General features: G+C 68.6%; 6 protein-coding genes. 4 read left to right on the forward strand and 2 right to left on the reverse strand.

What is annotated here, in order from left to right; translation table 11 throughout:
* Nucleotides 1–70: 70 nt before the first annotated feature.
* Entirely contained in the window at nt 71–3,376 is a 3,306-nt protein-coding gene (locus NX782_RS00395; RefSeq protein WP_258843497.1) for a PAS domain S-box protein, read from the reverse strand.
* A gap of 265 nt (nt 3,377–3,641) precedes the next feature.
* A complete protein-coding gene (locus NX782_RS00400) occupies nt 3,642–5,816 on the reverse strand; it encodes a hybrid sensor histidine kinase/response regulator (protein WP_258843499.1) in 2,175 nt (724 codons plus the stop codon).
* Nucleotides 5,817–6,041: 225 nt separating this feature from the next.
* Here NX782_RS00400 and NX782_RS00405 point away from each other — a divergent pair, with 225 nt between their 5' ends.
* The 4 genes from NX782_RS00405 (at nt 6,042) to NX782_RS00420 (ending at nt 12,787) form a co-directional block, all read left to right on the forward strand.
* The gene (locus tag NX782_RS00405) at nt 6,042–7,547 is read left to right on the forward strand and encodes a peptide MFS transporter (protein WP_258843500.1); all 1,506 of its coding nucleotides are present in this window, start codon (nt 6,042–6,044) and stop codon (nt 7,545–7,547) included.
* Nucleotides 7,548–7,674: 127 nt separating this feature from the next.
* A complete protein-coding gene (locus NX782_RS00410; protein WP_258843501.1) occupies nt 7,675–8,811 on the forward strand; it encodes a DUF3466 family protein in 1,137 nt (378 codons plus the stop codon).
* 192 nt (nt 8,812–9,003) lie between these two features.
* Nucleotides 9,004–9,846, forward strand: coding sequence for a phosphate/phosphite/phosphonate ABC transporter substrate-binding protein (locus tag NX782_RS00415; RefSeq protein ID WP_258843502.1), 843 nt, complete (start codon nt 9,004–9,006; stop codon nt 9,844–9,846).
* Nucleotides 9,847–9,916: 70 nt separating this feature from the next.
* Complete coding sequence (locus NX782_RS00420) at nt 9,917–12,787, forward strand: EAL domain-containing protein (RefSeq protein ID WP_258843503.1); 2,871 nt, start codon at nt 9,917–9,919, stop codon at nt 12,785–12,787.
* Nucleotides 12,788–12,793: the final 6 nt, after the last annotated feature.

Consider the following 12,793-nt stretch of genomic DNA (forward strand, 5'->3'; position numbering starts at 1 on the left):
TCACACTGCATAAAAAATGCAGCGTGCATCGAAACGCACGGAAACTGTTCCTATCTGCACTTAATTGGCTCTAAGTCAGTATGCGATGCAGGTCCTCCAGGCTCACCGGCTTGGTCAAATGCTGGGTAAAACCGCGGTTGCGGGTCTGGCGCCGGTCCGCATCCTGGCCCCAGCCGGTCAGCGCCACGATGCGCATGCTTGCAAAGCGCTCGTCCTGGCGCAGGCGGCGCGCGACCTCGTAGCCGTCCATGACCGGCATGCCGATGTCGAGCAGCACGCTGGACGGCAGGAAGCTCTCGGCCATCGCCAGCGCGCTGCGGCCGTCGTAGACCACCCGCACCTCGGCGCCGTCCGCTTCGAGCAGCAGGCCCAGGGTATCGGCGGCGTCGCGGTTGTCGTCCACCACCAGGATGCGCTGGCCGGCGAAGGGGGCATAGGGCCGCGCCTGCTCCTGGCCGGGGCGCTCCAGCCGGCCGTCGTCCTCGGTTGCGAGCGGCAGGCGCACCACGAACTCGCTGCCCATGCCGCTGCCGCCGCTGTGCGCCTCGACGCTCCCGTGGTGCATCTCGACCAGGCTGCGCACCATCGTCAGGCCGATCCCGAGCCCGCCCTGCCCGCGCCCGACCGCACGGTGGGCCTGGGCGAACATGTCGAACACCTGGCCCAACGCTTCCGGCGGTATGCCGATGCCGGTGTCGCGCACCGACACCACGGCCTGGCCGTCTTCGCGCCAGACGTCGACCCAGATGCGGCCGCCCGGATCGGTGTACTTGGCCGCATTGTTGAGGAGATTGGCGAACACCTGGGTCAGGCGCACGCGGTCGGCCAGCAGCACCAGCGGTTCCTCCGGCAGCGCCACCGCCAGCTGGTGGCCGGCGCGCTCGATCGGCAGCTGGCTGGTCTCGACTGCGCTGTGAACGATTTCCGCCACCGGCACCCGTTCCAGGCGCAGGTCGATCTTGCCGCGCGTGATGCGCGAGACTTCCATCAGGTCATCCACCAGGGTCGCGATCTGGCGCACCTGGCGCCCCACCATCTCGACCACGCGGTCGGACTGGCGGCGCCCGTCGGGGCGGCGCATCAGCTGCACCGCGTTGCTGATCGGCGCCAGCGGGTTCCTCAGCTCGTGGGCCAGGGTCGCCAGGAACTCGTCCTTGCGGCGGTCGGCGTCCTTCAGCGCGTCCTCGGCCTGCACCGCGCCGGTGATGTCGAGCGAGATGCCGACATAACCACGGTGCTGGCCGTCGTCCGAATACCAGGGCGCGGCGTGCGACTCGAACCAGCGCCAGCTGCCGTCGCGTGCCGGCACCCGGATCCGGTGGCTGAAGATGGCGCGCTGGCGGATGCCCTCGGATACCTGCATCAGGTAGCTGTGCATGTCCTCCGGCTGCACGACGCCGCGCCAGCTGTCGGACGGCGCCGGCGAGCCGCTGTCGCCGTTGCCGCCCTGGTTCAGGTACATCAGGCCGCCGTCGGGATCGAACTGGTAGATCAGCGCCGGCGAGGCATCGGCCAGTGCGCGAAAGCGTGCCTCGCTTTCGCGCAGCGCATCCTCGGCGCGCTTGCGCACCGTGATGTCATGGAACAGGATCGCCACCCGCGGCGAGTCGCCGCCGACCGGATAGACGAAGAAATCGAACCAGCTGTTGAGCGCCTCCGAAAAGCACTGCGAGCGGGTGCTGACGCCGGTGCGCGCAACCTGGGCGCAGGCGTCCAGCCAGCAGGGTTCGTGCTCGGGGCGCACCTTCAGCAAGCCCGGGCCGACATAATGGATACTGGTCATGCGCACCGCCGCCGGATTCGCTTCCGAATACACCAGCGCGGCCGCGCGGCCGTCGGCGTCGTATTGCACGCTGGCCAGCAGGAAGCCTTCGTCCATCGCCTCGAACAGCATGCGGTAACGGCGCTCGCTCTCGGTCAACGCGGCCTGGGTGCGGCGCCGCTCGTCGATGTCGATGTTCATGCCGAACCACTTGCGCAGGCTGCCGTCGGCGTCGAACAGCGGCGCCGCGCGCACATTGGTCCAGCGCCAGCCCCCCATCGCCACGTGCACGCGGAATTCCATGTTGATCCCGCGCCGCATCGCCAGCGCCGCGCGCCATTCGCGCTGCACGTAGTCGCGGTCGTCGGGATGGACGGCATCCAGCCAGCCCTTGCCCATCGAGGCCGCCTCGCGCTGCCCGGTGTAGGCGCACCAGCTCGGCGAAGGCTGGACGAAATTGGCTTGCGCATCGGTTTCCCACACGGCCTGGCCGAAGCCTTCGACCAGGGCGCGGAAGCGCTGCTCGCTCTCGGCCAGGCGCGCTTCGGCCTCCTTCAATTCGCTGACGTCCAGCACGAAGCAGACGCAGCGCGCGTGCGCGCCCTCGCCCGAAATGCGCGCCGGCGCGTACAGCCCCCACCAGCGGCTGCCGTCCTTGCGCAGCATCTGCTTGGTGTAGGGCCGGGTGACGCCGGTATCGCGCAGCTCGCGCCCGGAACGCAGCGTCAGGTCCCAGAACTCGGGCGCGGTGATGGCTCTCCAGTTGTCGACGGTGCGCAGCTCTTCCTCGCTGTAACCGGTCATGCGCTGGTAAGCCTGGTTGATGTCGTAGACGTTATTGTCGAGGTCGAAATAAATCACCCCGACCGTGCTGATGCTGAGCGTGGCGTCGATCAGGGCCTTGTGTTCGCGCAGCGCGCGCTCGGCGGCGCGGCTTTCCTCGACTTCGCGCTGCAAGGTCTCGCGGCTCTCGAGCACCGGCCGCAGGCGCTGTTCGAGCTCGCGCTCCAGCTGCTCCGGGTCGGGAGCGCCGCGCCGCGCGCCGCTGGCCTGGTGCGCCGCGGCGGCAAAACCGGCGAGCTCGCGCAGCAGCTGCAGGTCATGCGCATCGAAATGCTGGCCCTCGCCGTCCAGCAGGGCAACCAGGGCGCCGGCCGGCTGTCCGCGCACGCGCCAGGGGACGCCCAGCGCTTCGGCGACATCGAGGCCGGCATCGCGCACCGATGCGAACACCTGCCCCGGCCGCGAGAACAGCACGGCGCCGTCGGCCAGCACGCTGGCGCCGGCGGGACAGGCCTGCAGCGGCCAGCGCTTTCCCACCTGGCCTGCCAGACCTCCCGCAGTCGCATGCCAGCAGATCTCTTCGCCGCCCGGCCCGGTTTCGCGCACCGCGATCGCGACCGCATCGGCGGCGCACAGCTCGCGCACCGCCTCGGCTACCCGTTGCAGCAGCAGGTCCGGATCGTCGGCCAGGCACTGGGCCAGCCCCGCCAGGGCGGCGCGCTCGGCTGCCGCGTCGCGGCCCTGCACGTGCACGCCGCGTCCATGCAGCAGCGCCGCGATGACGGCATCGTCGCGGTATCCGACCGTGGAACCTGTGCTGGAATCGGCCATGAGGAATGTTGGTGAAAATTTGTGAGTTTTGGTACTCCTGCCCGCCAGATTACTTTACAACCCGATAATCTCCAACGGGAATCCAATCGTGCACGAGCTCGCTTGCAGGCGGCGAAGGCGAACGGCAGCAGGGGTCGGAGAATGCCCCGACGCGCCACCCACATCGGGTCTTTGTCATGGACAAATGGAAGCGCTGCCAAAGAGAATAAAGCGGTGTAAAAAGACGCCGCGGCAGACGGCGCATTCTTTTGTTGCGAATTTACAATTAACGCACGAGATCGATGGCGCCGATCGCCTGTTCAATATCTTCCATGCGCACCGGCTTCTTCAGGTGACGATCGAAGCCCGCCGCCAGCGCGCGCCGTACGTCGTCCGGCTGGCCGTAGCCGGTTACCGCTATCAGCCGGATGCCGCCTTGCCCGGCCAGTTGGCGCGCCACCTCGTAGCCCGAGATGTCGGGCAGGTCGATGTCGACGAAGGCCACCTGCGGCAAGGTGTTGCGGGCCAGCGCCAGCGCCGTGGTTCCATCGGCAGCACTGCCGACCACGCAGCCGCGCGAGCTGAGCAGCGCGCACATCATCTCGCGCAAATCCTCGTTGTCCTCGACAACCAGCACGCGCAAGCCATCCAGCGGCGCGGCATCGACGCGCTCGACGGCGGCATCCGCCGGCACCTCGGCGGCCAGCGGCAGGCGCACCGTGAAGCTGCTGCCCTGCCCGGCCCCGCGGCTGTGCACGGCCACCGTGCCATGCTGCTGCTCGACCAGCGACTTGACCACGGCCAGGCCGATGCCCAGGCCGCCCTTGGCGCGGTTGCTCACCTTGCCCTGGACGAACACGTCCCACACGCGCGGCAACAGCTCGGCCTCGATGCCCTTGCCGTCGTCGCGCACCACCAGTTCCGCCATGCCGTCCCGTACGCGCGTGCTGACGGCGATATGGCCGCCGGCCTGGGTGTACTTGGCGGCGTTTTCGATCAGGTTGCCGATCACCTGCTGCAGCCGGGTCGGGTCGCCATGGACCCAGACCGGCTCCAGCGCCAGCGTCACCTCGTGCGCGGCGGTGGTGCCCTGGGTCTGCAGGGTCTGCGCCGCTTCGCGCACGGCGCCGGCGAGATCGAGCGGCACCGGCGCCAGCACCACCTTGCCGCTCAGGACCCGGTTGGCGTCGAGCAGCTCGTCGACCAGGTGGGCCAGGTGGCGGCTCTGGCGGCCGATGATCTGGTGCGCGCGCTCTGCCGCCGGGCCGCCCGCCCCCATCTGGATCAGGGCGATGGCGGAGCTGATCGCGCCCAGCGGATTGCGCAGCTCGTGGCCGAGCATGGCCAGGAACTCGTCCTTGGCGCGGTTCTGGGACTCGGCCACGCTGCGCGCCGCCTGCACTTCGGCCAGGTGCTTGCGGCGCCCCGCCTCGGCCTTCTGCAGCCGGCGCGAGACCGCGTGCAGCACCTGCTGCAGGCTGTTCAGTTCGGCGATGCGCAGGTCGGCCGGCGGCGGCAGCCAGCCTTCGGCCATGCCCTCGGTGGCGGCGCCCAGGTATTCGGTGGCCGCCAGCAGGCGCCGCGCGAACAGGATCGCGCCCGCCAGCGCCAGCGCCACCGCGCACAGCAGGGTCGCGGCGATCAGCGACACCGCGCTCGCCGCCGTCGCCTCGAGTTCGCTGACCGGCACGCCGATCACCGCGGTCCAGCCGGACAGCGCGGAGCGCGCCAGCGCCGCCGCCATCGGCTTGCCGTCGGGCCCGGCGATATCGATCTGCGCCTTGCCTTGGCGCAGGCCGTCGAGCAGCGCCGGGCGGGCGCGCGTGCCGATCTCGTCCTTCCAGGCCGCGTTGCGCGCCAGGGTCGCGCCGTCGCGGTCGAACACCGCGACCTGCCAGGAAGGCGCCACGTCGCGCGGCAGTACACGGTTCAGGTGGCTGACAGCGAACCATTGGTCGAGCAGGACCCTGCGCCCGTCGTCGAGCCGCAGCGGTAGCTCGATCGCGATCACGGGGCGCCGGGTCGCGCCGCCGACGATCAGGTTGGAGACGGTGGGCAGGCCGCGTGCCAGCACGCCCTGCACGCGCTGCAGCGCGCCGGCGAGCGGCGGCGCGATCGGCTGGCCGAAGGGGAGTGCGGTGTTGAACAGCTGCTGGCCGTCCTCGCGCAGCAGCGCGGTCTGGCGGATGGTACCGGCATTCGCCGCGCGCGCCTGGGCATAGAAGCTTTCGAGGTTGCCCTGGCTCAGGCGGGCCGAGGTCGCCAGCGTGCGGCCGGTGGCGATCGCCGCCGTCAGCTCCTGGTCCATCGCCAGCACCGAGGTGCGCGCCAGCTCCTGCATCCCGCGCAGCACCGCATGGCGCTCGGCGTCCAGCAGCAACTTGATGGCAACGCCGGCGCCGACGATCATCGGCAGGAAAACCGCCGCCGCCAGCAGGCTCAGGTGGGTGCGCACTCTCATGGTGTCTTGGGCTCTTCGGGTCGGTTCGCGTCGGCAAGGTAGGACAACATTGCATTTTATATTCAGCAAGTTTTTTCGTGCCGCACGACAGCGCGAAAACGCGTAGAGCCCGCCAGGACGGTGTTTACGGCCCTGTTTTCCGGCATTGCGCGAAGCCCCGGCCTCGCGTAGCATCCCGGAATTGCTGTGCCCACAAGGCCCGGCATCCGCGAATCCGGGAGACCCATGAAAACCGAAACCCTACCACTACCCTACACACAAACCCGTTCCTTCCTCACCGTCGCTCTGATCGAGCTGTGGGAGCGATTCGGGTATTACGGCATGCAGGCGCTGATCGTCTATTACATGGTCGAGCGCCTCGGCTTCGAGGACAGCCGCGCCAACCTGGTCTGGAGCGCGGCCGCCGCCCTGATCTACGTCGCCCCGGCGATCGGCGGCTGGATCGGCGACAAGATCCTCGGCACCAAGCGCTCGATGTACCTGGGCGCGATGATCCTGACCGTCGGCTACGCGCTGATGGCGGTGCCGACCGAGAGCACCCGTTTCCTGTTCTGCGCCCTCGGCGTGGTGGTGGTCGGCAACGGCCTGTTCAAGCCCAACACCGCCAACCTGGTGCGCAAGATCTACGAAGGCGACGATTCCAAGATCGACTCCGCTTTCACCCTGTACTACATGGCCGTGAACGTCGGCTCGACCGTGTCGATGCTGGCCACGCCCTGGATCAAGGATTACGTCAACGCCGCCTACGGCAACAACTTCGGCTGGCACGCCGCCTTCGCGGTCTGCAGCGTCGGCCTGGTGGTCGGCCTGCTGAACGTGGCGCTGATGCGCGCCACCATCGCCCATGTCGGCAGCCTGCCGGACGAGAAGCCGCTGCAGGTCGGCAAGCTGGCGGCCGTGCTGGCCGGCGCCGTGCTGGTGGTGTTCGGCTCGGCCGAGATCCTCGAAGACCAGGCCCTGGCCCGCTTCTTCGTCTACCTGGCCGGCGTGGTGGTGCTGGGCATCTTCGTGCACCTGATCCGCAAGAGCGAGCCGAGCGAACGCGCCGGCCTGATCGCGGCCCTGGTGCTGACCCTGCAGACCGTGTTCTTCTTCATCTTCTACCAGCAGATGTCGACCTCGCTGTCGCTGTTCGCGCTGCGTAACGTCGACCTCGACTTCACCGTCTTCGGCGCCCACCTGTGGACCTGGTCGCCGGCCCAGTTCCAGGCGCTGAACGCGATCTGGATCATGGTGCTGTCGCCGGTCCTGGCCTGGGCCTATTCCTTTGCCGGCCGCACCGGCAAGGACCTGTCGATCGCCGGCAAGTTCGCGCTCGGCTTCGCCGCGGTGGCCGCCGGCTTCTTCGCCTACGGCGTGGCCGGTGTCTTCGCCGTCAACGGCATGACCTCGTCGTGGGTGATGATCGCCGGCTACGGCCTGTACTCGCTGGGCGAACTGCTGGTATCGGGCCTGGGCCTGGCCATGGTGGCGCGTTACGTGCCGGCGCGCATGAGCGGCTTCATGATGGGCGCCTACTTCGTCGCCACCGGCATCTCGCAATACCTGGGCGGCGTGGTCGCCAACCTGGCCAGCGTGCCGAAGGACGTCACCGACCCGCTGCAGACCCTGCCGATCTACACCAGCCTGTTCAACAAGCTGGGCATGGGCGCGGTGGCCTGCACCGTGATCGCGCTGCTGGCGCTGCCGCTGATGCGCAAGCTGACCGCCAGCCACCAGTCGCACCAGTGATCCTCTCCGGGCGCGCGTCCTGCGCGCCCATTCAGCGCGCATACCTCTGATGCTCATCAGGCGCCGCCGCCGCGGCGCCGCATAAGCTGGACGGTGCTTTACTCATCAACCGTCCAAGGAGGCTCACATGCGCCTGACTCATTTCTCACGAATATTACTTGCCGCCGCGCTCGCCCTCCCCGGCGCCGCGGCGCTGGCAGACCCGTTGTACAACGTCACCGTGGTGGCCGGCGTCGGCAGCACCGCCGCCGACATCAACCGCTACGGCGACGTGGTCGGCAGTTACAGTACCGGCGGCAATACCCACGCCTTCGCGTGGATCGGCGGCGGCTTTGCCGATCTCGGCACGCTCGGCGGTCTCAACAGTTCTGCCAACGCGATCAACGACTACCGCCAGGTGGTCGGCGCCGCCGGCACCGCCGGCGGAGACAGCCACGCCTTCGTCTTCTCGGGCGGCTCGCTGCAGGACCTCGGCACCCTGGGCGGCAGCAACAGCGTGGCCTGGGACATCAACAACCATGGCACGATCGTCGGCAGCGCCAACACGGGGGCGGAACCGGACACCTACTACCGGCAGGCCTTCCGCTACGAAGGCGGCAGCATGACCGGGCTCGGCACCCTGCCGGGCGGCGCCGGCAGCGATGCCTATGCGATCAACAACAAGGGCCTGATCGGCGGCGCCTCCTACCAGGGCGAGATCACGGTGCCGGAGTATCCCTACTACGCCACCTTCTTCCGCGGCGGCAGCGTCGACCCGATCGGGGCGCCGGATCTCGGCAACAGCGCGATCTACGGCCTGAACGATCTCGGCCAGGCGGTCGGCGGCATCCCGACCTCGAGCATCGCCCATGCCTCGCACGCCTTCCTGTACGACCATGGCACGATCACCGACCTCGGCACGCTCGACGCCGGCTTCGACGACAGCATCGCCTGGGACATCAACAAGCTCGGCCAGATCGTCGGCACCTCCTCCGTCCAGCTCACCGAAACCAGCTACGGCTACCACGGCTTCCTCTACGACAGCGCGAACGGCATGGTCGACCTGAACGCCCTGATCGACCCGGCTTCCGCCTGGGTGATCACGGACGCACAAGGCATCAACGGCGCCCAGCAGATCGCCGCCACCGCCTGCCGCGGCGGCGCCATCGGCGAATGCTATGCGGTGCGTCTCGACCTGGTGTCGGCCGTGCCGGAGCCGGAAAGCTGGGCCATGCTGGGCCTCGGCCTGGGCCTGCTGGGCCTGCGCAGCCGCCGGCGCGCCTGAGACCGCTGCGTCACCCCCGGAAACGCGCCCGTGCGGCGCGTTTTTCGTTCGGGCGTTGCATTATCAGAACAAACGCCAAGCCGCAATCTATTGCACATAGGAAATATGATATAGTTCGCAGCGCTGTTCCGGGCCACATTCGCCCAGCTTCGACAAACCGGCCCGCGCCCCCGGCCGCCACCGTACAGACTCATGCACTCCTTTATCAAAACCGGTCTTGTGCTGCTTGCGTGCGCCCTCCCTGTTGGCGCCGGCGCCGAGACCCACAGCTATAACTTTTCACCGGTCAACCAGTACAACCTGAAGGTCTCGGCCAGTTTCTGGAATCCCATCGTCCGCTACGTCTCGGCAAAGAGCGGCGTGCAGCTGAACCTGAAACTGGGCCGCACCTCGGCCGACACCACCAGCTATGTGCTGGCGCGCGAAGTCGATTTCGCCTTCACCAACCACCTGTTCAGTCCGGACCGCGAAAAGATGGGCTGGACCGTATTCGGCCGCCGCGACGCGCCGCCAGTGCAGGCCCAGATCGTGGTGCCGGCCGACTCGCCAATCAAGGATCTGGACGAGCTGGCGGGCGGCACCGTCGTGTTCCCGGGGCCGGAAGCCCTGGTCGCCTACAAGGCCCCCTATGCCGAACTGCTGCGCCGTCGGATTGCCGTCAATGCCGTGTTTGCGGGCAACATGGACGCCGCTTTCACCCAGCTGTTCGCCGGCCGGGCCCGCGCCAGCGGGGCCAACTCCCAGCTGGTGGAGAACTTCAGCGCACGCGAGAACAAGGCCTTCCGCGTGCTGTGGCGTTCCGCGCCCTTCAACGACCTGGCGCTGATGGCCTCGCCGCGCGTGCCGGCCGCCGAAGTCCGCGCCGTGGCCAAGGCGTTCCTGGGCATGCGCAAGGACCCGGAAGGCCGGCGCATCCTCGACGCCGCCGCCGAACTGATCGGCGCGAAGGAGCCGCTCGGCTTCGTCGCCGCCAGCAACGCCGATTACGCCAGCTACCGTGCCTTCTACGCCGGCGCGCCCCTGAACCTGCGCTGAGTTTTCGCGATCCACCAGACCCGTGCCCATGCCGCCGCCACGCTCGCTCATTCGCTCACTAAGAAGCTCATTGACCGGCCTGTTACCGACTTCCCTGCTGCCGCGCTCCCTGGCCGGGCGCGTGTTCGCCGTCTTCAGCCTCACCATGGTGGTCTTCCTCGGCACCGGCATGGGCTTGTTCTACCGCTACCAGTTCCTGCAGCATGTCGATGAGACCCAGGACGCCGCCCTCACCCTGGTCGAGGTGGCGGCCCAGAACATCGAGGACAGCGTGGTCATCGGCGATTACGACACGGTCCAGCGCACCCTCGGCAAGATGCTGTTCCAGTCGCCGTTCAAGAGCGCCGCCTTCATCGACGTGGCCGGCGGCACCCTGCGCGTGCAGGCGCCGAAAGTCGAGCGCGCGCCGGCGCCTGCCTGGCTGAGCCGGCTGATCGCGTCCAAGCTCTACGAAGTCAACCGCGTCGCCAGCGTCGGCGGCCGCGACTACGGCGTGATTCGCCTCGACTTCGACGCCGACAAGATCGCCGCGCAGCTGTGGGCGCTGGTGATCGAGACCGCGACCTTCGCGCTGATCGCCTTCGCGGTCGGCCTGGCGCTGATGCGCACGCTGCTGAAGCGCTGGCTGGCCAGCCTCGGACGCCTGCACTCCTTCGAGAACGACGTCGCGGCCGGCCGCGTCACCGCCGAGGCCGCGCTACACGCCGACGCCCCGACCGAGATCGAGGAAGCGATCCGCGCCGTCAACCGCAGCGCCGCCAGCCTGCGCGTGCAGTTCGGCCAGCGCATCGATTCGCTGACCAACTCCCTGATGCAGCACAAGAGCGCGGTCGACCAGGCCGCCATCGTGTGCGAAGTCGACACCCAGGGCCGCATCATCGGCGTCAACGAACTGTTCGAGCGCAGCAGCGGTTTTGCGCGCCAGGAAGCGCTGGGCCGCGAACTGCTCGACTTCGGGCGCCCGGCCGGCAGCGATGCGCCCTGGCAGCCCTCGACCGGGGTCTGGAACGGCGAGGTCGTGTTCGACGGCCGCGCCGGCCGCCTGCAGTGGTACCGCACCATCGTGCCGATCTTCGACGCCGGCGGCACGCTCGAACGCTACCTGTGCATCGACATCGACATTACCGAACGCAAGGAATTCGAACGCGCAATCGTCGAGAACGCCAAGCGCCAGACCCTGATTGCCGAGCTCGGCCGCAAGGCGCTGGCCATGAACGATCTCGACGAACTGTTCCAGGATGCCGCCCAGGCCGCCGCCCAGGGTCTGGGCGCGCCCTGCGCTGCGCTATTCGAGAACACGCAGTCCGGCAATGCGCCCGGGCGCCAGCTGATGGTGCGTAGCGGCGCCGGGCGGCTGAGCCAGACCATCGGCCTGCAGCTGGGCTGTGCCGGCGATCCGCTGAGCGGCGCACCGGCATCCGGCCTGCGGCCCTGGTTCGCGCCGCTGGCGGCGATGCACGGTCTGCGCAGCGGCCTGGACGCCGGTGTCGGCGCCTTCGGCGTGCTGGGCGCGTACACCGACAACGGCCGCCGCTTCGACGACGACGACGCCGTGTTCCTGCGCGGGATCGCCAACATCCTCGGCACCGCGATCGAGCGCCAGGAAGCGCGCAAGCGCCTGACCTGGCTGGCCCAGTACGATTCGCTGACCAACCTGCCGAACCGGCGCCAGCTCGGCACCTGTCTCGAAGACGCGATCGCCCAGGCCGGCCGCGACGGCCACCGCGCGGCGGTGATGTTCATCGACCTGGACCGCTTCAAGAACGTCAACGACATGCTCGGCCACGGCGCCGGCGACCAGTTGCTGGTGCAGGCGGCGGCCCGCCTCGAAGCCTGCGCGCGCACCGACAACGTGGTGGCGCGCCTGGGCGGCGACGAGTTCGCGGTGGTGCTGCCCTGGCTGGAAGGCGAGCAGAAGGAATCGCCGGCGGCGGCCGAACTGGCCGGCCGCATCGTCGAGGCACTGGCCCAGCCCTTCCACCTGCAGGGCCAGCAACTGTTCGTCTCGGCCAGCATCGGCATCGCGGTCTACCCGGAAGATGGCAGCAGCGCCGGGCAACTGCTCAAGAGCGCCGACACCGCGATGTACGGCGCCAAGAACAACGGCCGCAACACCTGGCAGTTCTATTCCGCGGCGCTGCACGAGAACGCGGCCCAGCGCATCCAGCTCGAATCGCAGCTGCGCCTGGCCCTGGAACGCGGCGAGTTCCTGCTGCATTACCAGCCCAAGCTGGACCTGGCCGGCGGCAGCATCAGCGGTTTCGAGGCCCTGCTGCGCTGGCAGCATCCGCAGCGCGGCCTGGTGCCGCCGCTCGAATTCATCTCCATCCTCGAAGACACCGGCCTGATCCTGCCGGTCGGCGAATGGGTGATCGGCGAAGTCTGCCGCCAGCTCGGCGCCTGGGCCGCGGCCGGGCTGCCGGTGCCGCCGGTGGCGATCAACCTGTCGGCACGCCAGCTGCAGCAGGCCGACCTGGCCGAGCTGATCGAACGCATCGTGGTCGGCGCCGGGGTCGATCCCGGCCTGCTGGAATTCGAGCTGACCGAATCGATGCTGATGGTGAATCCGGAAGCCGCGGTGGCGATCCTGTCGCGCATCAAGGCGCTCGGCATGCGCCTCTCGGTGGACGATTTCGGCACCGGCTACTCGAGCCTGGCCTACCTGAAGCGCTTCCCGCTGGACGCGCTGAAGATCGACCGCACTTTTGTCCGCGACCTGCCGGACGACCCGGACGATGCCGCCATCACCAAGGCCGTGATCCGCCTCGCGCACAGCCTGAGCCTGAAAGTGGTGGCCGAGGGGGTCGAGAACATCGCCCAGCTGCGCGAGCTGGAGCAGTACGACTGCGACGAGATTCAAGGCTATTACGTCAGCCGCCCGCTGCCGGCGGCGGATTGCGTGGCTTTACTGGAGCGCGCCGAGCAGGCACTGGCGGCATGAGGTAAA

Origin of the sequence: Massilia norwichensis, from assembly GCF_024753245.1 — a bacterium.
Classification (GTDB): domain Bacteria; phylum Pseudomonadota; class Gammaproteobacteria; order Burkholderiales; family Burkholderiaceae_D; genus Telluria; species Telluria norwichensis.